We start from the raw sequence: 26,963 nt of genomic DNA on the forward strand, positions 1-26,963 counted from the left end.
GAACACGTCGCACAAAAGCTCAACAGCCGCCCACGCAAGACGCTCGGCTGGGATACCCCAGCCGAGCGTCTGCTACAACTCATTTAGTTCACTTGGCGTTGCGACGACCCCTTGAATCCGCCCGTGAGGCACCGGGCGCTTCGTCGATGCGGCTCAGCCCTTGCTGTGGCCGGCCGATCCGAGCTGCTGCGCGGCCTCGACGACGCGGGCGGCCATCGCCGTCTCGGCGACCTTGCCCCACGCGCGCGGGTCGTACTGCTTCTTGTTGCCGACCTCGCCGTCGACCTTCAGCACGCCCTCGTAGTTCGAGAACATGTAGCCAGCGACCGCGCGGGTGAACGCGTACTGCGTGTCGGTGTCGATGTTCATCTTGATCACGCCGTTGGCGACCGCCGTGGCGATCTCCTCGGCGCTCGATCCGCTGCCGCCGTGGAAGACGAGGTCCAGCGGCTTGGGGCCGGTGCCGAACTTCGCTGCGATGCCCTCCTGGATCTCGCCGAGCAGCTCGGGGCGCAGCTTGACGCCGCCGGGCTTGTACACGCCGTGCACGTTGCCGAAGGTGAGGGCCGAGATGTAGCGGCCCCGCTCGCCGAGGCCGAGCGCCTCGACGGCCTTCGTCACGTCGCCCACGGTCGTGTAGAGCGCCTCGTTCGAGCCCTCGTGCACGACCCCGTCCTCCTCGCCGCCGACGACGCCGACCTCGATCTCGAGGATCGAGCCGATCGCGTGGGTGCGGGGCAGGAGGGTCTTCGCGATCTCGATGTTCTCGTCGAGCGGCACGGCCGATCCGTCCCACATGTGCGAGTTGAACAGCGGCTCGCCGCCGGCCCTGACCTGCTCCTCGCTCGCCTCGAGCACGGGCAGCAGGAAGCCGTCGAGGGCGTCCTTGGGGCAGTGGTCGGTGTGCACGGCGACCGTGATGGGGTAGTTCTTCGCGACGGTGCGCACGTACTGCGCCATCGCGATCGCGCCCGTGGCGCGGCCCTTTACGGTGTGGCCGGCGAAGTAGTCGGCCCCGCCCGTGGTGACCTGCAGGATGCCGTCGGAACCGGCCTCGGTCAGGCCCTGCAGCACGGCGTTGATGGTCTGCGAGCTCGACACGTTGATGGCGGGATAGGCGAAGCCGCCCGCCTTCGCGCGGTCGAGCATCTCTGCGTACTGGTCGGGTGTGGCGACGGGCATGTCTGGCTCCTCCGGTCGACGTCTGTCGCGTCTCACTCTACTCAGCGGCGGCCGCCCGGATACCCGGGCGAGCGGGGGCGGATCACCGGCCCGAGATGACAGGAGCGAAAGAATCGCGGATCCTTCGCGCTCCGCGGCCGTCGGATGCCGGGCGCGGCGGGGCGGCACGCCTAGGCTAGCAGCATGCAGACCGCCGACGACATGATCCCCCTCCGTCCCGATCGCAACATCGCCCTCGAGCTGGTGCGCGCCACCGAGGCGGCGGCGATCCGCTCGGTGCCGTTCATCGGCCGCGGCGACAAGGAGGCGGCCGACGGTGCGGCGGTCGACGGCATGCGCGCCTTCCTCTCGACGGTGGACTTCGACGGCGTCGTCGTGATCGGCGAGGGCGAGAAGGACAACGCGCCGATGCTCTACAACGGCGAGCACGTGGGCACCGGGAAGGGCCGGGCGTACGACATCGCGGTCGACCCGATCGACGGCACCTCGCTGACCGCCGCGGGTCGGCAGAACGCGCTCTCGGTGATCGCGCTCTCGGACCGCGGCACCATGCTCGACGCATCGAGCGTGTTCTACATGGACAAGCTCGTGACGGGTCCGGCCGGCGTGGGTGTGGTGGACATCCGCCTGCCGATCGGCGAGAACATCCGCCGCCTGGCGGAGGCGCTCGGCAAGCCGGTGGACGAGATGGTGGTCTCGGTGCTGAACCGGCCGCGGCACGACGCGCTCATCGAGGAGATCCGCGCGGCCGGCGCCGGCACGCGCCTCATGACCGACGGCGATGTGGCCGGCGGCATCAACGCGGCGCGCCACAACGCGCGCACCGACATGTGCGTGGGCATCGGCGGCAGCCCGGAGGGCATCGTGACGGCGTGCGCCATCAAGGCGCTCGGCGGGCACATCCAGGGCCGGCTGTGGCCGCGCGACGACGACGAGCGGCAGAAGGGCATCGACGCGGGCCTGAAGATGGACCACGTCTACGAGGCGGACGAGCTCGTCAGCGGCAACAACACCCTCTTCGTCGCGACGGGCGTGACCGACGGGCAGCTCGTCGCGGGCGTGCGTCGCAGCGGCGATTACGTGTACACCGAGAGCGTCGTGCTGCGCAGCCACTCGGGCACGCTGCGCCGGGTGTCGTCGGAGCACCTCGTCTCGAAGTGGCTCTGATCCGGATCCGCTGAGGGGGCCCGGATCGGGCGGGCGCCATCCGTCCGCCCGGGCACCGCCGGTCCGGCGCGCCGCCGGATCGTGATCCGGCCGTGACGGCTCTCTCACGGGAGCGCGTGGCACAATCGAGACAGGCGCTCGGGAAGGGGCATCGCTTCCGCGATGCGGGCGCCGGGAGCAACGCATATGAGCACGCAGAAGGCATCAGGACCCGTCACGGGCGCGCAGGCGGTCGTGAAGGACGCGGTCGACCCCGCACGCCGACCGGACGTGCTGCTGCGCGTGCGGCGCGAGCCCGGCGAGGAGCTCAGCCCCTGGTGGAACATCGGCGCGTTCGTCGTGTTCTCCGTCGCCGTGGTGACGCTGCTCAGCTTCATCCCCTGATCGCGCGGCTCCCGCGCAGACGCCCGATGCCCGGCGCGCGGTTCGGCGCGCGGGTCAGAGCCGGCCGCGCACGTCGCCCAGGTCGGCCGCGATCGTCGCCGCCTCGCGCGCGGCGTCGCCCTGCTCGTCGGAGCCCGCGTCGGTGCCGAGCAGCTCGGGCGCCGTGAGGGGACGCGGCGTGGCCTCGAGCGGGGCAGGGGCTTCGGTCTGCCCCAGTTTGGAGGCGTCGATCCCCGGGAAGCGCCGCGCCGTGACGAGCACGCGGCTCTCGAGCGAGCCGACGAGCTGGTTGTACGCCTCGACGGTGCGCTCGATGGCCCGGCGCATGCCGTTGGCGTGCGTGGCGAGCGAGCCGAGTCGTTCGTAGAGCTGGTTGCCGAGGTCGAAGAGCGTGCGCGCCTCCTGCGAGACCTCCTGCTGCGTCCACGAGTACGCCACGGTCTTGAGCACGGCCCAGAGGTTCACGGGCGAGGCGAGCGCCACGCGCTTGGCGAACGCGTGCTCCAGCAGGGTGGGGTCCTCCGAGAGGGCGGCCGAGAGCACGGACTCGGACGGGATGAAGCAGACGACGAACTCGGGCCCGGCGTCGAGGCCTGACCAGTAGGACTTCTTCGCGAGCGCGTCGACGTGGGCGCGCACCGCCCGCACGTGCTTCTGCAGCAGCGCCTGGCGGCGCGCGAGCTCGTCGGCGCCCGCCGAGTCGGGGATCGCGGCGGCGTCGAGGAACGCGTCGAGGGGCGCCTTCGCGTCCACGGCGATCGAGGTGCCGCCGGGCAGGTGCACCACCATGTCGGGGCGACCCGCGCCGGCGTCGGAGGAGATCGAGGCCTGCACGTCGAAGTCGACGCGGTGCAGCAGCCCCGCCGACTCGACGATGCGGCGCAGCTGCGTCTCGCCCCACACCCCGCGCGAGGTCGTGGAGCGCAGCGCGCCGGCGAGCGACTCGGTCGTGACGCGCAGCTGCTCATCGGCCGCCTGCGCGGCGCGCAGCTGCTCGGCGACCTGCCCGAACTGCTCCTGCCGGGCGCTCTCCATGGCGTCGACGCGCTCCTGCATGCGCCGCAGGCTCTCCTGCACGGGTGAGAGGGCGCGCAGCACGGCGGCCTCCTGCCGCGAGCGCTCCGCGTCCTGCGCGCGCTCGGCGCGGGCGTGCTCCACGGCGTCGCGCCGCAGGTCCTCCGCGCGCTCGAGCGCGGTGCGCAGCGCCGCCAGCTCGGCGTCCCTCGCCGCGAGCGCGGCCGCCCCGCTGCCCTCAGCCTGGCCCGCCCGCGCGGCGCGCGCGAGCCACCCGACCGCGGCCCCGGCGAGCAGGGCCAGTGCCACGAGAACAACCGTCGTCGCATCCATGCGTCCCATCATGGGCGGGGCCTGCGACATCGCCGCCCGATCCGCGGCGCGCCGGGCACGCCGCGCGCGACACGCCGCAGACCGACCCCGCGCCCGGCGCGCCGCCGGGGCAGCGGCGCGCCCGCGCGCACACTGGAGCCGTGGGCGTGGACTTCTGTGCGATCGACTTCGAGACGGCCAACTCCTCGCCCGCGTCGGCCTGCCAGGTGGGCCTCGCCCGCGTGCGCGACGGCGCGGTCGTCGAGACCGCCTCGTGGCTGATCCGGCCCGTCTCGGGCCACGACGAGTTCAACGTGTGGAACACGCGCATCCACGGCATCACGGCCGATCACGTGGCGGGCGCGCTCGGCTGGCGCGAGCAGTTCCCGCAGCTGTGCGACTTCATCGGCGACGACGTGCTCGTGGCCCACAACGCCGGCTTCGACACCGGCGTGCTGCGCAAGGCCGCCTCCGTCTCAGGCGACGCGTGCCCCGAGTACCGCTACCTGTGCTCGCTGCAGGTGGCGCGCAAGGTGTACGACCTGCCGTCATACAAGCTGCCGCTCGCGGCCGAGGCCGCCGGCTTCACGGGCTTCGCCCACCACGACGCGGCCGCCGACGCGCTCGCGTGCGCGCACATCGTCATCGACGCCGCCCGCCGCCACGCCGCCGCCGACCTCGACGACCTCGCCGCGCGGATCGGCGTCGCCGTCCGCGCGATCCACCCGATCCCCGCACCCGTCGCCTGATCGGGATCCAGCGGCAGGTCGCCGATCCTGATCCGGACCGCTCGCCGATCCCGATCCCGATCCGGACCCTGCCGATCCGCCCGCGGCCGGCGCCGCTCAGTCGCCCGCGGTGCGCACGCCCTCCTCCGCGTCGGCCGCGTGCACCTGGCGCCTCACCCACGGCGCGAGCAGGAACAGCGCCGCCGCGAACACGACCGCCACGACGCCCGTCCAGCCGAAGTAGGCCGTGTCGGGCACGTCCTGCGTCACCTGCACCACCTGCGCGGTGATCGCCGTGCCGGCCGCCGGCGCGAGGAACCACAGGCCCATCGCCTGCCCGCGGAAGGCGCGCGGCGCCAGCAGCGTGGTGGCCGCCAGGCCCACGGGGGAGAGGAACAGCTCGCCGAGGGTCTGGATCACGTATACGCCGATGAGCAGCAGTGCGGGCGTGCGGTCGCCGCCGGCCAGCGCCGCGCCGGCCGAGAGCACGAGGAACGACACCCCGGCCAGCAGCAGTCCGATCGCGAACTTGTACGGCAGTGCGGGGCGGTCGTGCGTCCGCAGCCACAGCCACGCGAACACGGGCGAGAGGATGATGATCGACAGCGGGTTCATCGACTGGAAGAACTCCGGCTGCAGCGGGATGCCGAACACGTTCAGCTCCGTGCGCTCGGCCGCGTATGTCGTGAGGGTGGTCGCGGCCTGCTCGAAGATCATCCAGAACAGCATGGCCGCCACGAACAGCGGGATGTAGGCGAGCAGCCGCCGCCGCTCCGGCGCGGTGACCTTGGGGGAGCGGTACATCACGGCGAACGCCGCGACGGGCGCGACGAACGCCGCGTACGAGAGGGTGTCGACGAGGGTCGTCATGCCGAAGCCGCCGCTCACGAGCGAGGCGATCACGGCGAGCACCGCGAGGCCGGCGATGACCACGGCGAACAGGCGGATCACCTTCGGCCACTCGTCGCGGGCGATCGGGTTCGGCGGGGTGTCGCCCGCGCCGCCGAGCGCGCGACGGCCCCCGATGTAGAACGCCACGGCGATCGCCATGCCCACCGCCGCGACGAGGAAGCCGGCGTGGAAGCCCCACAGGCCGCGCACGAACCCCACGATGAACGGTGAGAAGAACGAGCCGATGTTGATGCCCATGTAGAAGATCGAGAACGCCGAGTCGCGGCGCTCGTCCTCGCGCTCGTAGAGCTCGCCGACCATCGACGACACGTTCGCCTTCAGCAGGCCCGTGCCGATCGCCACGAGCGCGACGCCCGCGAACGAGAACCCGGCCCCGGGGATGGCGAGCACGACGTGCCCGCTCGCGATCACGACGCCGCCGTACAGCACGGATCGCCGGGCTCCGATGATCCGATCCGCCAGCCAGCCGCCCGCGATCGTGAGCAGGTACACGCCCGTGCCGTAGATCGCCACGAGCGCCTGCCCGGTGGCGGTGTCGAGGCCCAGGCCGCCCTCGGCCATCTCGGCCGTGAGGTACAGCAGCAGGATGGCGCGCATGCCGTAATAGCTGAACCGCTCCCACAGCTCGGTGGTGAAGAGGGTGAACAGCCCCAGCGGGTGCCCGAAGAACCGGCGGTCGTCTCGCACGCGTGCCGCGGGGGTCGGATCCGCCGATCCGTCGGGGGGCGGGTACGGCGACGGCTCGGCGGTGCTCATGCCCTCGATGGTTCCACCCGTGCGTCGGATGCGCGAGGGGCTTGCGGGCCGGGCGGGCGCTCGGCGTGCCCGCAGGCGGCCGCACCTAGACTGGACTCCCGTGGCCCTCACCATCGGTATCGTCGGACTCCCCAACGTGGGCAAGTCGACGCTCTTCAACGCCCTGACCAAGAACACCGTGCTCGCGGCGAACTACCCGTTCGCGACGATCGAGCCGAACATCGGGGTGGTCGAGCTTCCCGATCGGCGCCTGGATCGCCTCGCCGAGATCTTCGGATCGCAGAAGATCCTGCCCGCTCCGGTGTCGTTCGTCGACATCGCCGGCATCGTCCGCGGTGCGAGCGAGGGCGAGGGGCTCGGCAACCAGTTCCTCGCCAACATCCGCGAGGCCGACGCGATCGCCCAGGTGGTCCGAGGCTTCAGCGACTCGGACGTCGTGCACGTCGACGGCAAGGTCGACCCCGCCAGTGACATGGAGACGATCAACACCGAGCTGATCCTCGCCGACCTGCAGACCCTCGAGAAGGCGCTGCCGCGCCTCGAGAAGGAGGTCAAGGGCAAGAAGACCGACGCCTCGGTGTTCGACGCCGCGAAGGCCGCCAAGGACGTGCTCGACTCGGGCAAGACGCTGTTCCAGGCGGGCTTCGACGTCACGCCCATCAAGGAGCTGGGCCTGCTCACGGCCAAGCCGACGCTGTTCGTCTTCAACGTGGACGAGGGCGTGCTCACCGACGCGGATCGGATGGCGGAGCTGGCCGCGCTCGTCGCGCCGGCGAAGGCCGTGTTCCTCGACGCCAAGGTGGAGTCGGAGCTCATCGACCTCGACGCCGAGGAGGCCCTCGAGCTGCTGCAGTCGCTCGGCCAGGAGGAGTCGGGCCTCGACCAGCTCGCCCGCGTCGGCTTCGAGACCCTCGGCCTGCAGACCTACCTCACGGCCGGGCCGAAGGAGGCCCGCGCCTGGACGATCCGCCGCGGCTGGACGGCCCCGCAGGCCGCGGGCGTCATCCACACCGACTTCGAGCGCGGCTTCATCAAGGCCGAGATCGTCTCGTTCGACGACCTCGACCAGTACGGCTCGATGGCCGAGGCCAAGGCCGCCGGCCGCGTCCGCATGGAGGGCAAGGACTACGTCATGCAGGACGGCGACGTGGTGGAGTTTAGGTTCAATGTGTAGTCGGCACTGCACGGGAGCCAGTGCGCGCCATGGCGAGCATATGGGGCTCTTCACGATTGAGGGTGTAGCGCGGGTTTGAATCCGCCGGCTTCGAGCAGGCTGCGTGCGATGTAGTGGGTGAGGTTGCGGAATCCGAGTGCGGAGCCGCGGAGGTGTTCGAGCCGGCCGTTGATCGCCTCGGTGGGTCCGTTGCTGGTGCCGGGTCGATCGAAGAACGCGAGGATGTCGGTGGCGCGCTGGCGCATGGTGCGGCCGAGCTTGCGGATCTCGACGAGCGCCGCGGGGACCCCGGTGGTGATCGCGTTGATCACGGCCTGCATCATCTGCTTGGCCTTCTTCTTGTCGTGTTCCCGGTAGGCGGCGACGATGCGCTGGTAGATGCCCCAGGTCGCTTCGACCTCGACGTGCTCTTCGATCGCGAACACCGCGTCGAGGCGGGCGGTCTGTTTCTCGGTGAGCAGGTCCGCGCCGGTGTGCAGGGTGCGGCGTGCTTTGTAGAGCGGGTCACCGGCGCGGCCGCGGTGCCCGACCGTGTCCTGCTGCACTCGGCGTCGGCACTGGTCCAACGCGTCGCCGGCAAGGCGGACAACGTGGAAGGGATCCATGACCGGGACGGCGTCGGGGAGTTCTTCGGCGGCGGCGGTCTTGAAGCCTGCGAACCCGTCCATCGCGACCACCTCGATCGCCTTCGACCACTCCTTCGGGCGGGCGGCGAGCCACTGCTTGAACACCGCCTTCGAACGACCCTCGACCATGTCCAGCAGCCGCGCGGGTCCTGTCTTCTCGCGGGCCGGGGTGAGGTCGATGATCACGGTCACGTACTTGTCGCCGAGGCGGGTGTGCCGCCAGACGTGCTCGTCGACACCGATCGTGGTGACCGCGTCGAACCGGGCGGGATCGTCGATCAGTCGACGCTTGCCCTCCGCGAGCACCGCAGTGTTCGCGGCGCTCCAGGACACCCCCAGGCCCGCGGCGACACGGGTCACGGTGAGGTGGTCGATGACGATGCCCCGCAGCGCCCACTCCACGCCGAGGCGGGAGATCTTCGCTCGTGGCTCGGCGGCGCGGGTCATGTCCTGACGCCACGTCCGTCGGCAGTGCGCGCACCGGTACCGGCGCACCCGGACCAGCAGCGTCGTCGGGCGATGCCCGAATGGTTCGTGCGCCAGGCGACGCGTCGCCGTGTCTCGCGGCACACCCTCCGCCCCGCACTTGCGACACCACGGGTTTGTCTCGACCGGTCGGCACTCGATCACCGCCCGGTCCGGCTCGATCAGCTGGCCGACGGCGACGAGCCCGAGCTCGTCGAGCCGGCAGAACGCCGTCAGGTCAGGGGTCGCGAAAGTAGGGTGGAGCACGTCGAGGTCTTTCGAGATGGCAAGCGTGAAGAACTTCCATCATCCGGGAGGCCTCGACCCCTACCCGGCCACCGACGCACTCAACCGACTACACCCTCGTTCGCGAAGAGCCAGCAATACGAGGCCAAGCGGGGTCTCGACTGTGCAGGCGAAGACGTCGGGTGCCTTTACTGTGCCCACCGACGCGGCACCCCCGGTGCGGGGCGTCGCACGCTCGGTTGCGGGAACAGGGAGGTCCGCGTGCGATGCGGCAATCGACTCCGCGGTGGGGATTTCACTCATGGCCGTGCGCCTTTCTCTGGGCTGGCTGGCGTCGCCTCGAGCCCGGGATGGTCCGCTGCCGGGCTCGGTTCGCGCGCTGGCCGGTTCTGTGGCAGAACTCCCGCCCTCATCACACGGTAGACGCACGCGGGGCCGAGGGCGAGGCCCTCTGGAACGCGGTGCGTGCCGGTTCAGCGCGGAGCTTCACTCGTAGCGGTAGAAACCCTCGCCGCTCTTGCGACCGAGCTTGCCGGCATCCACATAGCTCTTCACGAAGTCGCGAGCGGTCGCCGGCAACCAGGGATACTGCGCGAGGTAGTGCTCTTCGATGTCGAGAACGACATCGAGCCCGACCTGATCCATCAGCGCGAATGGGCCCGCGGCGATGCCCATGTTCGCCTTCATGATGCCGTCGACATCGGCGGGCGTGCTCACGCCCTCGGCGACCACGGTGAGCGATTCGCGTTTGATGGCGGCCCAGATGCGGTTGAAGATGAAGCCGGTGCTCTCGGCGTGCGCGATGAAGGGCAGCAGGCCGTAGCGGCGCAGCTGCGCATCGAGGAGGTCCATCACACCGTCCGCGGTCTGGCCGTCGGTCATCAACTCAACCGCCATGCTCTGCGGCGGCATCGCGAAGTGCATGTTCAGTACCCGTTCGGGGTGGGTCACCTCGGTGATCACCTCCCGCGAGGCGTAGGAGGAGGAGTTCGTCGCAAGGAGCGCGTCGGCGTCCGCGATGCGATCGAGCGTGCCGAACAGGGGCCGCTTGATGTCGAGCCGCTCGGGCACGGCCTCGATCACGAGCCAGGAGCCGGGAACGGCCTCTTCCGCGGTCGCGAAGGCGGTGAAATCGATCGAGCTCGCGGCCTGGCCGCGCTGCTCGCGCAGCTGCGGAACGAGCTCGTTCACAAACGCGGTCGCACTCGCGCGCTGTTCGGGTGCCAGATCGACGAGACGGACGGCGGCGCCGCCGGCGGCGAACACCGCAGCGATCCGGCGGCCGAGCGTCCCGCCACCGATCACGACGACCGGACGTGCGTCGATGTTCTCGGGCAGCTCATAGGTCATATCGACCCCTTCCTTCCCCGGCCAGCGCCGGATGCGATACATTTTGTATTGAATTCATTATGCATCGAGATGTGGAGGTCGGGATGCGTGCAGCGACCATGCGCAGCCGTGAGAACACGCGGACCCGTCTCGTGTCCGCGGCCGAAGCGCTGCTTGCCGAGACCGGGACGGCCCGGCTGAGCATCGACGAGATTTGCGAGCGTGCCGGCTTCACCCGTGGTGCGTTCTACTCCAACTTCGGCGCCGTCGACGATGTGCTCTTTGCGCTGTATGAGCGAAAGACCGCGGAGGTGCTCGAGGGGATCGCTGCGGCGCGACCGCGGATGCGACCGGGGGCGGGGGTCGACGACGTCGCTGACGGCATCCTCGAGGTCGTCCAGGCGGATGCCGACTGGTTCACCTTGCGGGTGACTTTCGCTGCCAGCGCCCGATCGGATGCTGCGATGGCGGCGTCTCTGCGCGAACACGGGGAACAGCTCGTGCGCGGCGTCGCGCCCGGCCTCGCGCGTCTGGTCGAGGACGCGGGTCTGGCGCTGCGCCTTGACGAGTATGAAGCGGCTCGCGTGGTCGTGGCCGCCCACGTCGGCGCGGTGCTTCAAGCTGCCTTCGTGGATGATCCGGCACTGCTGCGCCGCGACACCGTTCGGGCGGCTTTGCGCGGCATCACCGAGCCCGGGGCTGCGGTGGCCGCGGGCGGAACAGAGGAGAGTTGATCATGGCTGAACGCGTCGCCATCATCGGGGCGGGTGTGATTGGACTGAGCTGGGCGGAACTGTTCGCCCGAGCCGGTTGGGAGGTCGCCGTCTTCGACGTCGCTGCGGGTGCCGTGCCGGAGGGTGCCGGGTATCTCGTCGCCGACAGCGTTGAAGCCGCTGTTGCGGGCGCTGCATTCGTGCAGGAGAACGGCCCCGAGCGGCTCGAGATCAAGCGGGAGTTACTCGGGCGGATCGCCGCGGCAGCGGGGGAGGACACGGTGATCGCCTCATCGACCTCGACGCTGCTGCCGAGCCTGCTCGCCGAGGGCAACGCGCGCGCGGCGCAGATCATCGTCGGCCACCCCTACAACCCGCCGGCGATCATGCCGCTCGTGGAGGTCGTCCCCGGGCCGGACACCCGTCCCGACATCGTCACGCGCGCCACCGAGGTGTACCGCGCCCTCGGCAAGCATCCCGTCGCACTCAAGCGCGAAATCCCGGGCTTCGTCGGGAACCGCGTGCAGAAGGCGGTGCTCGATGAGGCGATGTGGCTCGTGCAGCAGGGGGTCGTCGACCCGGCAGACTTCGATGCGATCTTCCGGGACTCGCTCGGCCTGCGCTGGGCATCGATCGGTGTGTTCGAAGCGAGCCATCTCGGCGGCGGCCCGGGCGGCATCCGCCACCTCCTCGAGCACGTCGGTGTTGCGCTTGACGCCTTCACGCTGGAAAAACCCAGTCGCGATCCTGCCGCCGCGGCAGCGCTGATCGACGCGGTCGAGCACAGCTACGGCGGCGCCGACAGCTATGGTGCGCGTGCCGCGCGCCGCGACCGGATCACGCGTGCTGTTGCGCAGACGGTCGCACGCGAGCATGAGACATCCGTGCTCTACGCGCTGACGCCGTTGACCGGCGGCGTGCACCGCATCGATCCGGACACCGGCGCCGTCGCACAGCTCGTCTCCGGCCTGACCGAGGTCCCCGACGGGATCGTCATCGATCCGATTGGCGAGCAGGCCGTCTTTACGCTCATGGGGGCGCCCGATCGTATGCCGGCTCCGGGCGAGGAGCCGCCGTTCACTCAGCGCAACGGTTCTGTGCAGGCGGTTCCGCTCACCGGCGGCGACCCCTCCGAGCTCGTTGCGTGCGGAACATTCACGACCGGTAAGCAGCTTGCCCGCGACGCACAGAGCGGACGGCTGTACTGGGCCGACCGGGAGGGGCGCGCCGTTTATCGTTCGGAGGCGGATGGTACCTCGGTGACGGCGCTTGTCGTGCGCGATGGACGGGGACCGGATGCCGTGGACGAAGAGTGCGTGGGAGTCGCCGTCGACCCGGTCGGCGGGTACCTGTATTGGACGCAGAAGGGGGCGCCCGACGCGGGGCGTGGCCGAATCTTCCGCGCAGGGCTGGAGCTTCCCGAGGGTGAGGATGCCGCCCATCGCAGCGACATCGAGGTGCTCTGGCACGGGCTCCCCGAGCCGATCGATCTGGAGCTGGATACCGCGGCCGGCATGATCTACTGGACCGATCGCGGCGCCGAGCCCGACGGTAACACCCTCAACCGTGCGCCGATCCCGGCCGCGGGGGTGCCGGGGGAGGTGCCTGCGATTCTCGCGCGCGGCTTCCGCGAGGCGATCGGTCTCGCCCTCGACCACGCTCGCGGCATCGCCTACGTTGCAGACCTCGGCGGCGACATTCGGGCGATCGAGCTGCGGACCGGCGCGGAACGAATCGTTGCCACCTTCCACGGAGGCGTCACCGGGCTCGCACTCGCGCAGGCCTGACGCACCGAACCGCCCCGCGGGATCTCCCACGGGGCGGTTCGCGTCATGCGTTGCGGAGGGCTGGTATCAGTCCTCGACGACCGAGACGGTCACCTCGATGTTGCCGCGCGTCGCGTTCGAGTACGGGCACACCTGGTGCGCCGCGTCTGCGAGGGCCTGTGCCTGCTCGTGCGGTAGATCCGGGATGACGACCTCGAGTTGAACGGCGAGCCCGAAGCGGCCCTCGCCGACCGAGCCGAGCTGAACGCGGGCGCCGACGCTCGTGTCGTGCAGTGCGACCTTCTGCACGCGGGCGACCGACAGCAGCGTCGACGAGCACGTCTGGCGTCACACCCGGGCCGGGGACAAATACGTCACGGTGATCATCGACCTGACCCCGATTCGCGACGACACGGGCCCCGCACGCCTGCTGGACATGGTCGAGGGCCGCTCCAAGCTCGTGTTCAAGACCTGGCTCGCCGCCCGCCCGCAGGACTGGCGCGATGGCGTCGAGGTGGTCGCGATGGACGGGTTCACCGGGTTCAAGACCGCAGCCACCGAGGAACTGCCGAAGGCGACGGCGGTGATGGACCCATTCCACGTCGTCCGCCTCGCCGGCGAAGCGCTGGATGTCTGCCGGCGCCGGATTCAGAACGACATCTTCGGACGCCGCGGCCGCAAGAACGACCCGCTCTACAAAGCCCGCCGGCTGCTGGTCACGGGCGAGAAGCTCCTCACCGAACGACACCGGCTGCGCCTGGAGCTCCTGTTCGCAGACGACAAGCATGCGCCGGTCGAGGCGACCTGGGGCGTCTACCAGCAGATGATCACCGCCTACCGCACCCCGAACCGGAAGGTCGGCAAGCAACTCATGGAGGCGCTCATCGACAACTTCACAGTCGGCATCCCCGCGGGCCTGGCCGAAGTCCGCAAGCTCGCCGCGACGCTCAAGAAGCGTCGCGCGGACATCCTCGCGTTCTTCGACCTCCCGGGCTCCAGCAACGGCCCGACTGAGGCGATCAATGGACGTCTCGAGCACCTGCGCGGCTCCGCACTCGGCTTCCGCAACCTCACCAACTACATCACCAGATCCCTGCTCGAGACCGGCGGGTTCAGACCAGCGCTACACGCTCAAATGCGATGAGCCCGATATGTGGCGGAGGTGGAACCACTGCTCCGTCGCGGCGCGAGCATCGAACTCGACGGGCGTCGCGGTGTCGAGGAGCTGGCTGACGCGATCGAGGCGCTCGGATGGCGGCACCCGCATCCAGAGGTTGTTCGGTGCCATAACGCGGTGGAGTTCCGGTTTAACGCCTAGCGTTAATGACGCGTCGCGTTATACCCTGGTCATGTGATCAGGTCGTTCGGGGACAAGGTGACCGAGCGGATCTGGCACGAGCAGTATGTGAAGAGCGTTGATCGGAACCTCCAGCGGACGGCCTTGCGCAAGCTTGAGCTCATCCACGCGGCCAGAGACGTCGAGGACCTGCGGATCCCGCCCGGCAACCGGCTGGAACGCCTCGGCGGTGATCGTCGTGGTCAGTACAGCATCCGCGTGAATGACCAGTGGAGGATCTGCTTCGTATGGAGAGATGGAGGTGCGGACGATGTCGAGCTCACGGACTACCACTGACGGCGACCTGATCGATCCGATCCACCCGGGTGAGGTGCTCATGGAGGACTTCATCAAGGGCTTCGGGATCACGCAGAACAAGCTCGCCGTGTCGATCGGCGTGCCTCCACGGCGCATCAACGAGATCGTCCACGGCAAGCGTCGGATCACGGCAGACACGGCTCTCCGGCTCGCGAAGTACTTCGGCACGTCCCCGGAGTTCTGGATGAACCTGCAGTCGCACTACGACCTGCGGATCGAGCGGCGCAACCACGGCGCGATCAACGAGATCACTCCGCTGCGAGTCGCGTGACGAACGGCTAGCACGACGTCGGATCTGGACATCGACGTCCTCGATGGCGCCTCAACGGCAGCGCGCAGGACGCGCCCGGCCCCGTAAAGTGGGCCCGTGGTTGCCGATGTCATCGTTCTGACTGGCCCTCCGGGCGCGGGCAAGTCGACCACGGCGCGCGAGCTTGCCCGGCGGTACGAACGTGCCGTGCATCTGCACGACTACTTCCTGCCGACTGCGAACCAGCAGAAGGCCCCGGCGGTTCACTATGTCGTGCTTCGGCCGGGTCGTGATGAGACGCTTCGGCGGGCACAGGGGCGGACAGCGCCGGGAGCGTTGGTCGACGCCGAGGCCATCGACTCGATGTGGAGGCAGTTCGCGCAGTCGTCATCCGAGACGACAAGCGCGGTGGTGAGTGCGATCTCGAGTGAGAAGTGCCTTCTCCGTCCGCGACCTTCCTGAGCGGAGGCAACGGCTTCGGCATGCGGTGGAGTTCTTCAACGCCTGAATTCCACCCCTTGACTGTTCCCATAACCGGAAGATATCTTCCTGTTTTGTGAAGACTCCCGTTCCGCAGCTGACGCCGTTCGTGCGCTCCGACGCGGTCGGGGCGCTCCTGGCGGAGACGCTGGGGCATCCCGACCGCGAGTTCTCGCTGTCTGAGCTCGGGCGCCGCACGGGCGTGAGCGGGACCGTCGTGCACCGGGAGGTCGGGCGCCTCGTCGAGAACGATGTGCTCCGCGACCGCCAGGAGGGTCGCAACCGGATGGTGCGCGCGAACGACGAGCACCCGCTGTTCGCCCCGATGCGCGAGCTGATCGCGGCGACGTACGGCCCGGTTCCCGTGCTGCGCGAGCTCTTCGACGGTGTCGATGGTGTCGACGAGCTGCTGATCTACGGCTCGTGGGCGGCGCGCCGAGCGGGGGAGAGCGGCGCTTTCCCGAACGACGTCGACGTGCTCGTGGTGGGCTCGGCGCCTCGCCGCACCCTCGCAGACCTCGCCGCGGAAGCGAGCGCACGTCTTGATGTGCCGGTGAACGTCACGCGGATGGGATCCGACGAATGGCGCGCCGATCGTCCTTCGCTGTTTGTCGAGACGATCCGTTCGCGCCCGATCGTCGATGTGCTGACCGGCGATGTCCATGGCTGATGCCATCGCCGCGATGATCGCCGGCCGACGGCTCGAGCGCGTCGCCGTGAACCACGAGCACGCCGTGAGTGTGATCGCGATGTCCGAGCGCCACATCGATACGGCGGCCGCCCTTGCTGAGACCGAGGATCACGCGATGGCGTTCACCGCGGCGTACGACGGCGCGCGCAAGGCGCTCACCGCGGTGCTCGCGATCGAAGCCTGAGGGTGCGGCCCGTCGGCGGTGCTCACCGGAACACGGCGACCGCCGCGGCGCAGTTCGTTCACGACGACGCGCTCGGCGAGTTCGAGTGGATGCGGCAGGTGCGCAACGCCACCGAATATCCGGACGATGATCGTCCGACCGCGACCCCGCAGGATGTCTCCGAGGGGATCGAGGCAGCCCGCGCGATCGTCGAAGCATGCGCGGCGCACGTGCGCGCTCGAACCTGACGCTGAGAGAGCGGGCCTGCTGGCGCTGGCCTCTGGGGTCATCTGGCGACTCCATAGCGGAGGCGGATGAGACGGTGCTCTGCTGTCAACGCTGTGGAGTTCCGCTTCGACGTGTGATCGCGTCGCGCGGCGCGCGTTGAGCAACAGATCTCGCGTTGGGGCACAGGGATCCGCACGATTCGCGTGTCCGAAGGCGCGATGTGTGCAGTTGCCGGCGCGCCTTTGCGCGCCGCTATCATGTCTGATAGCAGAGGAGGTGGTCTCGGATGTCGTCCATCATCGTTCGCGGTCTCGACGACGCCGTAAAGCAACAGCTCGCTAGGCAGGCGAAGGAACACGGTCGGTCCATGGAGGCCGAGGTTCGCGACATTCTCACCAAGGCTGCGCGGAGGCCGCACATCGGGATGGCGTTGCTGGCGGCCGCGCAGGGTGTCGGTGGCGTCGAAGAGCTGAAGATCCCGGAGCGCGATGACGTCGCGCGAGTGGTGGACTTCGAGTGATCGTCCTCGACACGAACGTCATCTCCGAGATCTTCCGGCCCTCGCCGGAGCCGCGCGTGGTCGATTGGCTCGCTTCGCTGACGGGTGACGTCGCGATCACGTCCGTGACGCTCGCGGAACTGCTCGCGGGTGTGCAGCGGCTTCCGGACGGTCGGCGAAAGGAAGAGCTGACGAGGCGCATCGCCGCAGCGCTCGACCCGTACCGGGCCAGTCGAGCCGTCCTGCCTTTCGACGACCAGGCGGCCGAACGCTACGCCGACCTGCTCGTGAAGCGGGAATCGGTGGGTATGCCGATCAGCACCGCCGACGCACAGATCGCCGCAATCTGTCTCGCGCACGAGGCGGCCTGCGCGACGCGGAACGCCAAGGACTTCGCGCATACCGGCGTTGAACTGGTCGATCCGTGGAAGGCCAACGGGTGAAGGATCATTCGATGACCGTGGTCGCCCAAGGATAGCGTGCCGTCTATGGATGAGCACCTGACGGCCGCGGGAGCCTCGTGGGATCCGGACCCCACCGCCGGCGAGTGGATCGGCGCGCTCCTCGACGGGTTCGGCCCGACACTCGGGCACGCCGTTCCCGCCGGCTACGAGGCGCATGCCGTCATCCCGATCCCGTGGGGCGATGAGATCCTCGAGCGGCAGGACTACCGCGTCCTCGAGGCACTGCTCGAGGTGCTCGCCCCCTTCACCGGCGAGCAGGTCGTGCACACTGCCTTCTGGGAGGGGTGGGGATGGATGTACGACCGCGACGAGGACCCGCGCACAGCTCTGGGAATGGGCGTCCTCATCGTCGGTGCGCACGACGAAGAGGCGGTGAGAGCGGCGCGGGAGGAGATGGCCCGCCGGCGCATCGCGCGGCCCGATGCCCCGCCCCTGGTGCTGCCGGAGCGGAACTACTTCCTGTGGTCGGGGCCGCTGTCGTCGGCCGCGGCGCTGCGGCACACCGGCGACATCCCGTCGCTGATCTGGCCGGACGATCGATCCTGGTTCATCGGCGCGCCGATCTACACGAGCGAGATCGCCGTCGGGGCCGACGAGCAGGTGATCCGGGCCGTCCTGGAGGCGCCGTCGCTCGGTGCGCTCGGCGCGCGGCGGGCGGAGCGCGGCGACGTGCTCCAGGGCGACGGTTGAGGGTCGGGGTCGGGCGTGTCAGTCGTCAAGGGATGCGCGTGAGGCCCGCGCTAGCCGGGTCACGAGCTCGTCCGGAATCGGCTTGTGCGGTGGGAAGGTGATGCCCGTCTTGCTCGCCTTCAGGCCCGCCGCCGCGATCTCGTCGGCGTGTTCGGAGATCGCGGGGGCCAGGAGGTACAGCCCGACCTGCTTGCTGAACGCCGCGTAGCTTGCGACGACTGTGCCATCGGTCGCGAAACCCGGCATGTTGTACGCCGTCATCTCCTGGGCGTCCGGCAGGGCCGCGCTCAGGAGACGCCGCAGGTGCGCGAGGACCGGGCGGAAGGCCTCGGAGGCCGCATCGATGTAGGCGTCGTGGTCCGTGGTGCCAGCCATGTGCATGCCGTCCTCTCCGATGCGGAGAGCCTAGCTGTGCACCTCCCGATCGGATGTCGGGGGTGTCGGCTAGCGTGCCGCCCAGGAGGACCGATGACTCGCTACCGCTACTACACCGCCACCACCCTCGACGGGTTCCTCGCCGACGACGAGGACTCGCTCGCCTGGCTCTTCAAGCAGCAGCTGCAGGAGGAGGGCCCGGGCAACATCACCGCGTTCCTCTCCGAGGTGGGGGCGCAGGTCATGGGATCGACGACCTATACATGGGTGCGCGAGCACGAGCCCGACTGGCTCCCCGAGATGCCCACCTACGTGTTCACGCATCGCGAGCTGGAACCCGCGAACGAGCACGTGTCGTTCGTCTCCGGGTCGCCTGCCGAACACCGTGCGGTGTTCGAGGCGGCGGCCGACGGCCGCGACGTGTGGGTGATGGGAGGCGGCGGTCTCGCGGCGGAGTTCGCCGCGGCCGGGATGCTCGACGAGGTGATGGTGTCGATCGCGCCCGTGACGCTCGGCTCGGGCAAGCCGCTGTTCGGCGGTGCCTACGACCTCGCGCTGCAGGAGTGCGACCGCAACGGCGACTTCGTCATCGCCCGCTACGACGTCGTCGGGCCCCTGCGGAACCCCTAATTCGGGTTCGAGGCGCAGCCCGCCCTCGCGCGGTGGCGATCGATCCCGCTCGGACGACGAGGTTCTCGTGCCATGCTTCGGTAGCCGTGGTGAGATCTCCCGCAGCGCGTTAGCCGAGGGACTGCCACAATGGGCGGCGTGGAAGCGCGGAGAAGCCGTCGCATGGCCAGGGAACTTGCGCCCGCCGTCGGGGTCCTGCTCGGCGCGTGGCTGCTCATGGGGCTGGCGCAGGGTGTCCCGAGCATCTGCCTGCCTGCTCATCCGTGCCCTGCGCCCGACGCGAGGGTCGCGCCTGCGCTCAGCTTCGGTGGGCTGATGCTCGTGCCTGTGGTGGTGCTGCTGCTCGCCTCACTTGCGGGGCGGCCGCGAGGACGATGGCTGCGCGTCGCCTGCTACGTGATGCTGCTCGCGCTGGCCGTCGTGGGATTGGGGGCCGTGCTGTTCTCGGGCGGGTTCACGGTTCCGACGTTCGGGTTGCGGCTGTGAGGCACGGCCGGACCGGACACGAGGCCCTGTGGTTCACTGTCGACCGTGGATGTGAACGCCCTCGCCCTGAACGTGCCCATCCCGCCGGAGCTGCGCTGGGAGGACGAGCGGCGCGGCGAGCGCTTCGAGCTGCAGTCGATCACCGTGCGGCTGCTGCCGGACGGATCGCTCGCGGCGAAGGCGTATGGGCGCCCGGTCGCGGGAGGACGCGGAGCCTACGTGTCGTTCTCGGTGCGCCGCAGCGCCGAGATCGATGCGCTCATCGCCGAGGCGGCCGACGAGGCGGCGCGCCGCTGGGCCGCACACCGCGGCCTCTGACGTCTCCGGCCCCGTCAGAGCCGCTCGCGCCGACCACGCCCTCGCGCACGCGCCGCTCCATCCGCCGCGCGGACGCGATGAGCTCCTCGGGGCCGACCACCCGGAAGTCGGCGTCGAAACGCAGGATCGCGGCGAGCAGGCCCGTCCACGACCAGGATCCGAGCGTGACCCGGCTCGTGTGGGGACCGGTCGGCTCGATCTCGCCGTCGCCGATCCACACGGCTACCTCGCGTGCGGGCAGATCGATCTCGACCGTGCCGACGCAGGGCCACGCATCCGTCTCGGGCGCGCCCTTCGAGCGGGCGGAGACGAACGTGCTCGGGCTGCCCGTGGGCACGGGGCGCGGATCGAAGGCGGGCCCGATCGGGCGGCGGGGTGCAACCCTGTCGAGGCGGAAGATGCGCCAGTCCTCGCGATCGAGATCCCACGCCACGAGGTACCAGCGGCCGCCGCGGGCCACGAGCCCGTGCGGGTGCGTGCGGCGCGGCGGGCCGTCGCCGTCGCCATAGTCGAAGCGAAGCGTCATGCGGCGCCGGACGGCCTCGCTCGCGGCCTCGAGCACGTCGGGCGCGACGGACGTGCCCGCTGCCGTGCCGGTGAAGCGCACGCCGTCGACGCGGTGCCGCAGATGCGGCGGCATCACCTGCTGCACCGTGGCGAGGGCGCGCTCGGCGGCCTCCTCGACTCCCACGCCGGTGGCTGCGGCGCTGCGCAGGGCGATCGCGATCGCCACGGCCTGCTCGTCGTCGAAGCGCAGCGGCGGCAGCTCCGATCCCGCCTGAAGGCGGTAGCCGCCGTCCGGACCCTTCAGCGCGTGAATGCGGTACCCCAGCGCGCGCAGCCGATCCACGTCGCGCCGCACGGTGCGCGTCGTCACGCCGAGGCGCTCGGCGAGCACGCCGCCCGGCCAGTCGCGCGGCACCTGCAGCAGTGACAGCAGCGTCAGCAGGCGGGCTGTCGTCTCCATGGGATCACCATTCTCGCAGTAGCGGACGGATCTTGTCCTCCACCTTCGCGAGGATCGCTGACGACGGCGAGAACGCCGCCGACAACCCCGTCATCTGGAGCGATCGATGTCCCTTTCCCCCACCACCCACCTCAACCTTCCCGGCACCGCGCGCGAGGCGCTCACGTTCTACCAGCACGTCTTCGGCGGGCGGATCCACGTCACGACCTACGGCGAGGTCGGCATTCCGCAGGACGCGCCCGACGCGGCCAAGGTCGTCTTCGGATCGGTCGAGGCCGACAACGGCTTCCGCGTGATGGCGTACGACATCCCCGGCCGCTCGGAGCCCTTCGCCGGCAGCACGGCCCGCGAGCACGGGACGACCAACACCGATCAGCCGTTCTTCGTCGCCGTCGGCGCCGACTCGCTCGACGAGGCACGCGGCTACTGGGAGAAGCTCGCGGAGGGCGCGACGATCGTCGAGCCGCTCGCGGCCTCGGAGTGGAGCCCCGGCTTCGGCATGCTCACCGACGCGTTCGGCGTCACGTGGAGCGTCGACGTCGCCTCCGCGTACGCCGGCTGACGCCACGGCGAGGACTCCGGCGCGCGCCGGGGTCCTCGCGCGTCGCGGGGTCGGATCAGTCCGCGGGCGCAGCCTGGAGCCAGCGCTCGACGTCGGCGCCGAGCGGGCCGGTGGCCTCGAGCGGCACGACATGGCCCGCATCCGGGAACGTGATGACGTCGGCCGGCGCGGGGAGTCGCGCCGCGAGCTCGGCGGCGTGGGAGACGGGGATCCACGGATCGTCCTCGCCCCAGCCGATCCGGACGCGGCAGCGCACACGGTCGAGGCGCTCGACGATCGGTGCCGTGTGGGCGGGATCCAGCTGCGCGATCTGGCGGGAGAAGGCCTTCTGGCCGTTCGGCGAGAGCCACGGATTCGCGAGTGTCTCGATCCACGCGGGGTCGAGGTCGGGGCCGCCCGCGCCGGCGATGTACTCGCGTACCAGGGCGGCGTGAAGCTTCGGGGGCAGCGCGGCGAAGACGTGCGCGTTCTCGGCGACGAGCCGGAAGAACGGCGATCCCCAGGGGTCGAGCGTGACGATGTCGAGCAGGTAGAGCGACGCAAAGTCGCGCCCCTCGAGCAGGTGGGCGCCGAGTGCGACGGCCCCGCCGATGTCGTGCGCGACGACGTGCGGCTGCTCGAGCCCCCAGCGCACGAGGAGGGCGGCGAGCCGTCGGCGCTGGCTGACGAGATCGACGGGCCGCTCGGACTCGTCGATCGACGCGCCGTAACCGGGCATATCCCACAGGAACACGCGATGCGTCCGGGCGAGCATGCGCGCGACGGGCATCCAGGACGCCGCCGACCACGGCGTGCCGTGGCACAGCACGACGTCCCCCGCCGAGTGCCCGCTGTCGGGCCCGAGCCGGTACGTCGCGATGTCGGTGCCCTCGACGCGGACGTGTGTCGGCTCGGGGGCCAGGAGATCGTCGGGCATGCCCGCCACCCTAGAGGCACCGACCGACATGGCATCGAGTGCGACAATGCGATCTCGGCACCTGCGGACGAAGGGACACGCGCATGACGACGGACGAGGGCGTGTGGCTGCGACCGCTGCGCCGAGACGACGCCGGGGGCGTGCTCGCCGCGTTCCGCTCGAACGCCGATATGGCTCGGCAGGGAGAGGTGACGACCGTCGCCGAGGCCGAGCGGTACGTGGGTAACCTCCTGGCGCCCGAATCTCCGCATCGTCCGTGGGTCGTCGCGACCGAGGGTGGGCTCGCCGGCCTCGTGTGCGTGAGCGCGGATGAGAGGAACCGGAACGGCTGGTTCTGGTACTGGATGGCGGCCGCGGCGCGCGGACACGGCTGGATGCGACGGGCCGCGGCCACCGTGGCGGACTGGGCACTCGCCGAGGGCGGCCTCGAGCGGCTCGAGCTCGGGCACCGGGTGAACAACCCGGCCTCGGGCGCCGTCGCCCGCGCCGCCGGGTTCGTCAAGGAGGGGGTCGAACGGGCCAAGTTCCTCATCGACGGACACAGGGTCGACGTCCACACGTACGGGCGCCCCCGCACCGATCCGCACCCGCGATACGAGCCGCTGCCGATGCGGGGTGAGGCAGGGTGAGCGGCAGGCGGCCGGGCTTGCTGCTGCGCGCCCCTCGTCCCGACGATGAGGCTGAGGCGCGGGCCGCGCAGGCGGAACTCGCGGCCAGTGGCTTCGACTTCCTCCTCGCAGAAGAGGGCATCCCATGGGCGCAGTACCTCGCTGATGTCGACAACGAGCGCCGCGGCATCGGCCTCGCGGAGGGACGCGTACCCGCGACCATGCTGTTCGCCGTCGCGGATGACCGGATCGTCGGCAGGGTGCACATCCGGCACGCGCTCACGCCGTCGCTGCTGCGGGTGGGCGGGCACATCGGATACGCGGTGCGGCCCGGCTGGCGCAACCGTGGCTACGCCACCGAGATGCTCCGCCAGGGGCTCGCGGTCCTCCGCGATCTCGGCGTCACCCGCGCGCTCGTCACCTGCGACGACGACAACGTCGGCTCCATCCGGACGATCGAGCGCAACGGCGGCGAGCTGGAGGAGGTGTTCGCCCTCCCGGGCGGGCCGCTCAAGCGCCGGTACTGGATCCGCGCGCTAGGGTCGTGGTCATGCCCGACGCCCTGTTCGACGACCCGCGACTGGCTGCGCTCTACGACGTGCTCGATCCGGATCGTTCGGACCTCGACACGTACCTTGCCATCGCCGACGAGGCCGGCGCGCGCTCGGTGCTCGACGTCGGCTGCGGCACCGGGGTGCTTGCGCTGCTGCTCGCCGAGCGCGGCGTCGAGGTGACGGGCGTGGATCCGGCGCGCGCCAGTCTCGATGTCGCACGGGCGAAGCCGGGCGCCGAGCGGGTGCGCTGGGTGCATGGCACCGCCGCGGACCTGCCGCCGCTCGCGGCGGACCTGGCGACGATGACGGCGAACGTGGCGCAGGTGTTCCTGACCGACGAGGACTGGGACGAGACGCTGCGCGCCATCCACGCGGCGCTGCGTCCGGGCGGGGAGCTGGCGTTCGAGACGCGGGTGCCGGCGGCGCGGGCCTGGGAGTCGTGGGTGCCGTCGCGCAGCCGGAGCACGACCGAGGTGCCCGGTCTCGGGCCGCTCACCGAGTGGTACGAGCTGAACGAGGTCCGGGAGGACCCGTTGCTGGTCACGTTCACGGCGCACAACGAGTTCCCCGGTGGCGAGGACGTCGTCTCCACGTCGACCCTCTGCTTCCGCGGCCGCGACGAGATCCTTGCGTCGCTGGAGCGCGCGGGATTCACGGATGTGCGGATCGGGGATCTGCCGTACGCGCCGGGCCGGGGATGGCTGGTGCGTGCGCGGCGGTCGGAGTGAACGACCACTGCTCAGTTCGACGCCGGGGTCGATCCGCGCAGGAGCTCGGCGGCGCGGTCGACGGCGAGCTGTGACGATCCGATGAGCTCGGCCGGCGCGCCGGCGCGCTTGCGGAGCTCGAGGGCGAGGGTGAACTCGCGCAGCGCAGCCGCGAGGTCACCGGCGACGAAGTGCGCCTTTCCGAGGTGCTGCCGCATCACCGCCTCCTGCGGGGTGCCGACCGTCTCCGCGACGAGCCCGTCATACATCCGGATCGCGTCGGCGTGCCGGCCCTGGTCGCCCGCGCAGTCCGCGAGAAGCGCCCGCGCGCGCCGGGAGCCGGCGTCGGCGACATCGGCGCGGATCCGGCGTTCCGCCTCGGCCGGGTCTCCGCTCCACAGCGACACGAGCGCCTCACGGGCGGGATCATCAGCGTGGGCTTCACGGAACACAGCGAGGTCGTCGATCACCGGCAGGAGGGTGTCCGGATCGATGTGCCAGCCGGTGTCGCTCGTGCGCTCGGGGCGCGGCTGGATCATGCCGCGATGCTACCGGCTCACCTCCCCGCGCGGCCCATCCGGATCCTCCTGCGGACTCACCGGGAGCACGCCGCGCGCACGGCGGCCGTGAGCTCCGCGGGGCTGCCGCGCCAGGGCGCGCCGTGGCCGGGAAGCACCCACGAGGCCGAGACCGCGGCGAGCCGGTCGAGCGACGCGAGCGCCTGATCCGGCTCGTCGGTGAAGGGCGCCGGCTGCGGACCGCCGCGGCCGGTGAGCACGTGGCGCGTCGTGAGGGCGTCGCCCACGAACACGGCGTCCGCCGCGGGCACGTGCACCGCGACGCTGCCGGGCGAGTGGCCCGGCATGCCGACGATGCGCGGGCTGCCGGGAAGATCGAGCACGTCGCCGTCGGCGAACTCCACGACCTCCTGCACATAGCGCGTGCGCATCCCGTCCTTGCGCAGCGAGTAGGTGAGGAACCCGAGCATCGGTCCGGGGCGGGCGGGGCCCATCGGCGTCTTCGGCTTCTCGCCGGTGCGCGCGCGGTGTGCGTCGGCGGCGTGGATGTGCACGGGCACACCGGCCTCACGCCGCAGCCGCTCGGCGAAGCCGATGTGGTCGCTGTCGCCGTGGGTGAGGACGACGCCCCGGATGTCGGAGAGCGCGCGCCCGATCTCCTCCAGTTCGGCCCGCAGGTCGTTCCAGTGGCCGGGCAGGCCGGCATCGATCAGCGTGATGCCCTCGGGCATATCGATCAGGTACGAGGCGACGATGTCGTTGCCGAGGCGATGCAGGTGCGGCGCGAGCTTCATGAGGAAGATCCTTTCGGGTACGATGGCTACGATAGTTAGCCATGATGGCTAATGTCAATAGCTCATTGTCCGCAGAACCATCGTCCGCAGAACAGAGGGGACCGCATGCCATCGCCGACGCGCACCACGAACGAGGAGGTCGTCGCCGCCGCGCGCGAGATCGTCGAGACGGCCGGCGCGGCCGGGCTCACCATGCAGGCGGTCGCCGAGCGTGTCGGCGTGCGCGCGCCGTCGCTGTACAAGCGGTTCGCGGGCAGGGATGCGCTGCTCGTCGCGGTGACGGAGGCGGCGATCGCAGATCTCACCGAGCGGTTCGAGGCGGCTGCCCCGAGCCTGCCCCGGCTGGCCGCCGCGTATCGCGCGTTCGCCAAGGAGCACCCCGAGGCGTTCCGGCTGATGTTCACCCCCTCGGCGCCGCAGGAGGCGCTGCAGCGCTCCGCTGAGCCGGTCATCCGCGCCGCCGCCGCGCGGGTGGGCGAGGAGCACGCGCTCGACGCCGCGCGGCTGCTCACCGCTTGGGCGACGGGCTTCCTGCAGATGGAGCTGGCGGGCGCCTTCCGCCTCGGGGGAGACGTCGAGCGCGCGTTCGAGTACGGCCTGTCGCACCTGCTCGCCGGGATCGAGCAGGACGGTTGAGCCGCGCGGTGCGGGAGGATGAGGGGATGACCGGACCCTTCCGCGGCCTCAGTTCGTTCCCCCTCACGCCCCTGCGCGACGATCGCGTGGACGAGACGGCCTTCGCCGGCCTCGTCGAGCGGCTCGCGGCGTCGGGCGTCGACTCGATCACCGCGCTGGGCTCGACCGGCTCCTACGCGTACCTCGACGCGGACGAGCGCGCTCGCGTCGCCCGCATCGCCGTCGAGCGCGCGGGCGACACCCCCGTGCTCGTCGGCGTGGGCGCGCTGCGCACGTCGCACGTGCTGCGCCACGTCGCCGACGCCGAGGACGCGGGAGCGGCGGGGGTGCTGCTCGCGCCGATGACGTACCAGCCGCTCACCGACGACGACGTGTTCGAGCTGTTCCGCACGGTCGCCGGGGCCACGGCGCTGCCGATCGTCGTCTACGACAACCCGCGCACCACACGCTTCGCCTTCACGAACGACCTGTACGGCAGGATCGCGCAGCTGCCGGGCGTCGCCTCGATCAAGATCCCCGGCGTACCAGCCGAGCCGTTCGCCGCCCGCGCGCACGTCGCGGCGATCCGCGCGGTCGTCCCGCCGCACGTCACGATCGGCGTCTCGGGCGACGCGCTCGCCGCCGAGGGGTTGCTGGCCGGCTGCGACGCCTGGTACTCCGTGATCGCCGGCACCCTGCCCGAGGCGGCACTGCGGATCGCGCGCGCCGCGGGCGGCGACGACGCCGAGGCGGCGCGGGCGGAATCGGCGCGGCTCGCGCCCCTGTGGGAGCTGTTCGCCGCGCACGGTGGCAGCGTGCGGGTGATCGCCGCGATCGCCGAGCACCGCGGGCTCGTGCCGCCCGACTGCCTGCCGCTGCCGATCCGCGGCCTCCGGGAAGAGGCGCGCGACGAGGTCCTGCGCGTCGCCGACGCGCTCGGCCTGGCCTGACGCGCGGCGACCCGCGCGGCCACCGGGAGTGCCGGTGCCAGGATGAGACGGGGCGCACGACCGTCGGATC

The 26,963-nt window shown here is 70.7% G+C and carries 33 protein-coding genes and 3 pseudogenes; 25 read left to right on the plus strand and 11 right to left on the minus strand.

What is annotated here, in order from left to right:
- Positions 1 to 153: 153 nt before the first annotated feature.
- Positions 154 to 1,182, minus strand: a complete 1,029-nt coding sequence (gene fbaA / locus ACYVJ0_RS08630) for a class II fructose-bisphosphate aldolase (protein ID WP_460817280.1) — start codon at positions 1,180 to 1,182, stop codon at positions 154 to 156.
- A gap of 183 nt (positions 1,183 to 1,365) precedes the next feature.
- On the opposite strand from fbaA, the gene glpX reads away from it, so the two are divergent.
- Together glpX and ACYVJ0_RS08640 are read left to right on the plus strand one after the other, a co-directional pair.
- Positions 1,366 to 2,349 (plus strand): class II fructose-bisphosphatase, encoded by a 984-nt coding sequence (glpX, locus tag ACYVJ0_RS08635; protein ID WP_460817282.1) that lies wholly within the window; start codon positions 1,366 to 1,368, stop codon positions 2,347 to 2,349.
- A gap of 186 nt (positions 2,350 to 2,535) precedes the next feature.
- Positions 2,536 to 2,733: a UDP-N-acetylmuramyl pentapeptide phosphotransferase gene (locus tag ACYVJ0_RS08640; protein ID WP_460817284.1), complete on the plus strand. Its 198-nt coding sequence runs from the start codon at positions 2,536 to 2,538 to the stop codon at positions 2,731 to 2,733.
- A gap of 54 nt (positions 2,734 to 2,787) precedes the next feature.
- Here ACYVJ0_RS08640 and ACYVJ0_RS08645 read toward each other — a convergent pair whose 3' ends face one another.
- The gene (locus ACYVJ0_RS08645; protein WP_460817285.1) at positions 2,788 to 4,080 is read right to left on the minus strand and encodes a DNA recombination protein RmuC; all 1,293 of its coding nucleotides are present in this window, start codon (positions 4,078 to 4,080) and stop codon (positions 2,788 to 2,790) included.
- 140 nt (positions 4,081 to 4,220) lie between these two features.
- Between ACYVJ0_RS08645 and ACYVJ0_RS08650 the strand changes: the two genes are divergently transcribed.
- A complete protein-coding gene (locus ACYVJ0_RS08650) occupies positions 4,221 to 4,808 on the plus strand; it encodes an exonuclease domain-containing protein (RefSeq protein ID WP_460817287.1) in 588 nt (195 codons plus the stop codon).
- A gap of 96 nt (positions 4,809 to 4,904) precedes the next feature.
- Here the strand turns inward: ACYVJ0_RS08650 and ACYVJ0_RS08655 are convergent, their stop codons facing one another.
- Positions 4,905 to 6,455, minus strand: coding sequence for a peptide MFS transporter (locus tag ACYVJ0_RS08655; protein ID WP_460817288.1), 1,551 nt, complete (start codon positions 6,453 to 6,455; stop codon positions 4,905 to 4,907).
- Between the two features lie 100 nt (positions 6,456 to 6,555).
- Here ACYVJ0_RS08655 and ychF point away from each other — a divergent pair, with 100 nt between their 5' ends.
- On the plus strand, positions 6,556 to 7,629 hold the full coding sequence (gene ychF, locus ACYVJ0_RS08660; RefSeq protein WP_449853428.1) for a redox-regulated ATPase YchF: 1,074 nt from the start codon (positions 6,556 to 6,558) through the stop codon (positions 7,627 to 7,629).
- A gap of 50 nt (positions 7,630 to 7,679) precedes the next feature.
- Here ychF and ACYVJ0_RS08665 read toward each other — a convergent pair whose 3' ends face one another.
- Both ACYVJ0_RS08665 and ACYVJ0_RS08670 read right to left on the minus strand, forming a co-directional pair.
- Complete coding sequence (locus ACYVJ0_RS08665; RefSeq protein ID WP_449855077.1) at positions 7,680 to 8,987, minus strand: ISL3 family transposase; 1,308 nt, start codon at positions 8,985 to 8,987, stop codon at positions 7,680 to 7,682.
- Positions 8,988 to 9,452: 465 nt separating this feature from the next.
- Positions 9,453 to 10,316 (minus strand): 3-hydroxyacyl-CoA dehydrogenase family protein, encoded by an 864-nt coding sequence (locus ACYVJ0_RS08670; protein WP_460817290.1) that lies wholly within the window; start codon positions 10,314 to 10,316, stop codon positions 9,453 to 9,455.
- Positions 10,317 to 10,375: 59 nt separating this feature from the next.
- Between ACYVJ0_RS08670 and ACYVJ0_RS08675 the strand changes: the two genes are divergently transcribed.
- Positions 10,376 to 11,029: a TetR/AcrR family transcriptional regulator gene (locus ACYVJ0_RS08675; RefSeq protein WP_460817292.1), complete on the plus strand. Its 654-nt coding sequence runs from the start codon at positions 10,376 to 10,378 to the stop codon at positions 11,027 to 11,029.
- Between the two features lie 2 nt (positions 11,030 to 11,031).
- Positions 11,032 to 12,795: a 3-hydroxyacyl-CoA dehydrogenase NAD-binding domain-containing protein gene (locus ACYVJ0_RS08680; RefSeq protein WP_460817293.1), complete on the plus strand. Its 1,764-nt coding sequence runs from the start codon at positions 11,032 to 11,034 to the stop codon at positions 12,793 to 12,795.
- A gap of 66 nt (positions 12,796 to 12,861) precedes the next feature.
- Here the strand turns inward: ACYVJ0_RS08680 and ACYVJ0_RS08685 are convergent.
- Positions 12,862 to 13,107 (minus strand): annotated as a pseudogene (locus ACYVJ0_RS08685) (OsmC family protein); the annotation flags it as partial.
- On the opposite strand from ACYVJ0_RS08685, the pseudogene ACYVJ0_RS08690 reads away from it, so the two are divergent.
- From ACYVJ0_RS08690 to ACYVJ0_RS08735, 10 genes and pseudogenes are all read left to right on the plus strand, one after another.
- Positions 13,103 to 13,918: pseudogene (locus ACYVJ0_RS08690) on the plus strand (ISL3 family transposase); the annotation flags it as partial. The pseudogenes ACYVJ0_RS08685 and ACYVJ0_RS08690 overlap by 5 nt on opposite strands.
- Before the next feature lie 207 nt (positions 13,919 to 14,125).
- Positions 14,126 to 14,407: a type II toxin-antitoxin system RelE/ParE family toxin gene (locus ACYVJ0_RS08695; protein WP_460817295.1), complete on the plus strand. Its 282-nt coding sequence runs from the start codon at positions 14,126 to 14,128 to the stop codon at positions 14,405 to 14,407.
- Complete coding sequence (locus ACYVJ0_RS08700) at positions 14,382 to 14,699, plus strand: HigA family addiction module antitoxin (protein ID WP_449853426.1); 318 nt, start codon at positions 14,382 to 14,384, stop codon at positions 14,697 to 14,699. The genes ACYVJ0_RS08695 and ACYVJ0_RS08700 overlap by 26 nt, the downstream gene beginning before the upstream one ends.
- A 96-nt stretch (positions 14,700 to 14,795) precedes the next feature.
- Entirely contained in the window at positions 14,796 to 15,140 is a 345-nt protein-coding gene (locus ACYVJ0_RS08705) for an AAA family ATPase (protein ID WP_460817297.1), read from the plus strand.
- A 94-nt stretch (positions 15,141 to 15,234) separates the two neighbouring features.
- Positions 15,235 to 15,828 carry a hypothetical protein gene (locus tag ACYVJ0_RS08710; protein WP_460817298.1) on the plus strand — a complete coding sequence of 198 codons (594 nt, stop codon included), beginning with the start codon at positions 15,235 to 15,237 and terminating at the stop codon, positions 15,826 to 15,828.
- Positions 15,821 to 16,033: a hypothetical protein gene (locus tag ACYVJ0_RS08715; protein WP_460817300.1), complete on the plus strand. Its 213-nt coding sequence runs from the start codon at positions 15,821 to 15,823 to the stop codon at positions 16,031 to 16,033. Before ACYVJ0_RS08710 ends, ACYVJ0_RS08715 begins: the two co-directional genes overlap by 8 nt.
- A 2-nt stretch (positions 16,034 to 16,035) precedes the next feature.
- Positions 16,036 to 16,260: a hypothetical protein gene (locus ACYVJ0_RS08720; RefSeq protein WP_460817301.1), complete on the plus strand. Its 225-nt coding sequence runs from the start codon at positions 16,036 to 16,038 to the stop codon at positions 16,258 to 16,260.
- A 266-nt stretch (positions 16,261 to 16,526) separates the two neighbouring features.
- Positions 16,527 to 16,760 carry a FitA-like ribbon-helix-helix domain-containing protein gene (locus tag ACYVJ0_RS08725; RefSeq protein WP_449853422.1) on the plus strand — a complete coding sequence of 78 codons (234 nt, stop codon included), beginning with the start codon at positions 16,527 to 16,529 and terminating at the stop codon, positions 16,758 to 16,760.
- The gene (locus ACYVJ0_RS08730; protein WP_460817304.1) at positions 16,757 to 17,182 is read left to right on the plus strand and encodes a PIN domain-containing protein; all 426 of its coding nucleotides are present in this window, start codon (positions 16,757 to 16,759) and stop codon (positions 17,180 to 17,182) included. The genes ACYVJ0_RS08725 and ACYVJ0_RS08730 overlap by 4 nt, the downstream gene beginning before the upstream one ends.
- Before the next feature lie 45 nt (positions 17,183 to 17,227).
- A complete protein-coding gene (locus ACYVJ0_RS08735) occupies positions 17,228 to 17,893 on the plus strand; it encodes a hypothetical protein (RefSeq protein ID WP_460817305.1) in 666 nt (221 codons plus the stop codon).
- Positions 17,894 to 17,911: 18 nt separating this feature from the next.
- Here the strand turns inward: ACYVJ0_RS08735 and ACYVJ0_RS08740 are convergent, their stop codons facing one another.
- The gene (locus ACYVJ0_RS08740; RefSeq protein ID WP_460817307.1) at positions 17,912 to 18,268 is read right to left on the minus strand and encodes an iron chaperone; all 357 of its coding nucleotides are present in this window, start codon (positions 18,266 to 18,268) and stop codon (positions 17,912 to 17,914) included.
- Positions 18,269 to 18,361: 93 nt separating this feature from the next.
- On the opposite strand from ACYVJ0_RS08740, the gene ACYVJ0_RS08745 reads away from it, so the two are divergent.
- From ACYVJ0_RS08745 to ACYVJ0_RS08755, 3 genes are all read left to right on the plus strand, one after another.
- Positions 18,362 to 18,898 carry a dihydrofolate reductase family protein gene (locus tag ACYVJ0_RS08745; protein WP_460817309.1) on the plus strand — a complete coding sequence of 179 codons (537 nt, stop codon included), beginning with the start codon at positions 18,362 to 18,364 and terminating at the stop codon, positions 18,896 to 18,898.
- Between the two features lie 162 nt (positions 18,899 to 19,060).
- A complete protein-coding gene (locus tag ACYVJ0_RS08750) occupies positions 19,061 to 19,384 on the plus strand; it encodes a hypothetical protein (RefSeq protein WP_460817310.1) in 324 nt (107 codons plus the stop codon).
- A gap of 45 nt (positions 19,385 to 19,429) precedes the next feature.
- Positions 19,430 to 19,702 carry a hypothetical protein gene (locus tag ACYVJ0_RS08755; protein ID WP_460817311.1) on the plus strand — a complete coding sequence of 91 codons (273 nt, stop codon included), beginning with the start codon at positions 19,430 to 19,432 and terminating at the stop codon, positions 19,700 to 19,702.
- On the opposite strand, the gene ACYVJ0_RS08760 is transcribed toward ACYVJ0_RS08755, so the two are convergent.
- Positions 19,644 to 20,669 (minus strand): helix-turn-helix transcriptional regulator, encoded by a 1,026-nt coding sequence (locus ACYVJ0_RS08760; RefSeq protein WP_460817313.1) that lies wholly within the window; start codon positions 20,667 to 20,669, stop codon positions 19,644 to 19,646. The two genes, ACYVJ0_RS08755 and ACYVJ0_RS08760, sit on opposite strands and share 59 nt — an antisense overlap.
- A 106-nt stretch (positions 20,670 to 20,775) precedes the next feature.
- On the opposite strand from ACYVJ0_RS08760, the gene ACYVJ0_RS08765 reads away from it, so the two are divergent.
- On the plus strand, positions 20,776 to 21,231 hold the full coding sequence (locus tag ACYVJ0_RS08765) for a VOC family protein (protein ID WP_460817314.1): 456 nt from the start codon (positions 20,776 to 20,778) through the stop codon (positions 21,229 to 21,231).
- 55 nt (positions 21,232 to 21,286) lie between these two features.
- Here the strand turns inward: ACYVJ0_RS08765 and ACYVJ0_RS08770 are convergent, their stop codons facing one another.
- Entirely contained in the window at positions 21,287 to 22,147 is an 861-nt protein-coding gene (locus ACYVJ0_RS08770) for an alpha/beta fold hydrolase (protein ID WP_460817316.1), read from the minus strand.
- A gap of 83 nt (positions 22,148 to 22,230) precedes the next feature.
- On the opposite strand from ACYVJ0_RS08770, the gene ACYVJ0_RS08775 reads away from it, so the two are divergent.
- The 3 genes and pseudogenes from ACYVJ0_RS08775 to ACYVJ0_RS08785 all read left to right on the plus strand — a co-directional run bounded on the left by ACYVJ0_RS08775 (position 22,231) and on the right by ACYVJ0_RS08785 (position 24,037).
- Positions 22,231 to 22,776 (plus strand): GNAT family N-acetyltransferase, encoded by a 546-nt coding sequence (locus ACYVJ0_RS08775; protein ID WP_460817317.1) that lies wholly within the window; start codon positions 22,231 to 22,233, stop codon positions 22,774 to 22,776.
- Positions 22,773 to 23,216, plus strand: a pseudogene (locus tag ACYVJ0_RS08780) (GNAT family N-acetyltransferase); the annotation flags it as partial. The gene ACYVJ0_RS08775 and the pseudogene ACYVJ0_RS08780, both read left to right, overlap by 4 nt.
- Before the next feature lie 89 nt (positions 23,217 to 23,305).
- Positions 23,306 to 24,037, plus strand: a complete 732-nt coding sequence (locus ACYVJ0_RS08785) for a class I SAM-dependent methyltransferase (protein WP_460817319.1) — start codon at positions 23,306 to 23,308, stop codon at positions 24,035 to 24,037.
- Positions 24,038 to 24,048: 11 nt separating this feature from the next.
- Here ACYVJ0_RS08785 and ACYVJ0_RS08790 read toward each other — a convergent pair whose 3' ends face one another.
- On the minus strand, positions 24,049 to 24,555 hold the full coding sequence (locus tag ACYVJ0_RS08790; protein WP_460817320.1) for a tetratricopeptide repeat protein: 507 nt from the start codon (positions 24,553 to 24,555) through the stop codon (positions 24,049 to 24,051).
- Between the two features lie 56 nt (positions 24,556 to 24,611).
- On the minus strand, positions 24,612 to 25,328 hold the full coding sequence (locus ACYVJ0_RS08795; RefSeq protein WP_460817322.1) for an MBL fold metallo-hydrolase: 717 nt from the start codon (positions 25,326 to 25,328) through the stop codon (positions 24,612 to 24,614).
- A gap of 105 nt (positions 25,329 to 25,433) precedes the next feature.
- Between ACYVJ0_RS08795 and ACYVJ0_RS08800 the strand changes: the two genes are divergently transcribed.
- Together ACYVJ0_RS08800 and ACYVJ0_RS08805 are read left to right on the plus strand one after the other, a co-directional pair.
- On the plus strand, positions 25,434 to 25,964 hold the full coding sequence (locus ACYVJ0_RS08800) for a TetR/AcrR family transcriptional regulator (RefSeq protein WP_460817323.1): 531 nt from the start codon (positions 25,434 to 25,436) through the stop codon (positions 25,962 to 25,964).
- Positions 25,965 to 25,990: 26 nt separating this feature from the next.
- Positions 25,991 to 26,893: a dihydrodipicolinate synthase family protein gene (locus ACYVJ0_RS08805; RefSeq protein WP_460817325.1), complete on the plus strand. Its 903-nt coding sequence runs from the start codon at positions 25,991 to 25,993 to the stop codon at positions 26,891 to 26,893.
- Positions 26,894 to 26,963: the final 70 nt, after the last annotated feature.

The sequence above is a fragment of the Microbacterium petrolearium genome, from assembly GCF_054782875.1.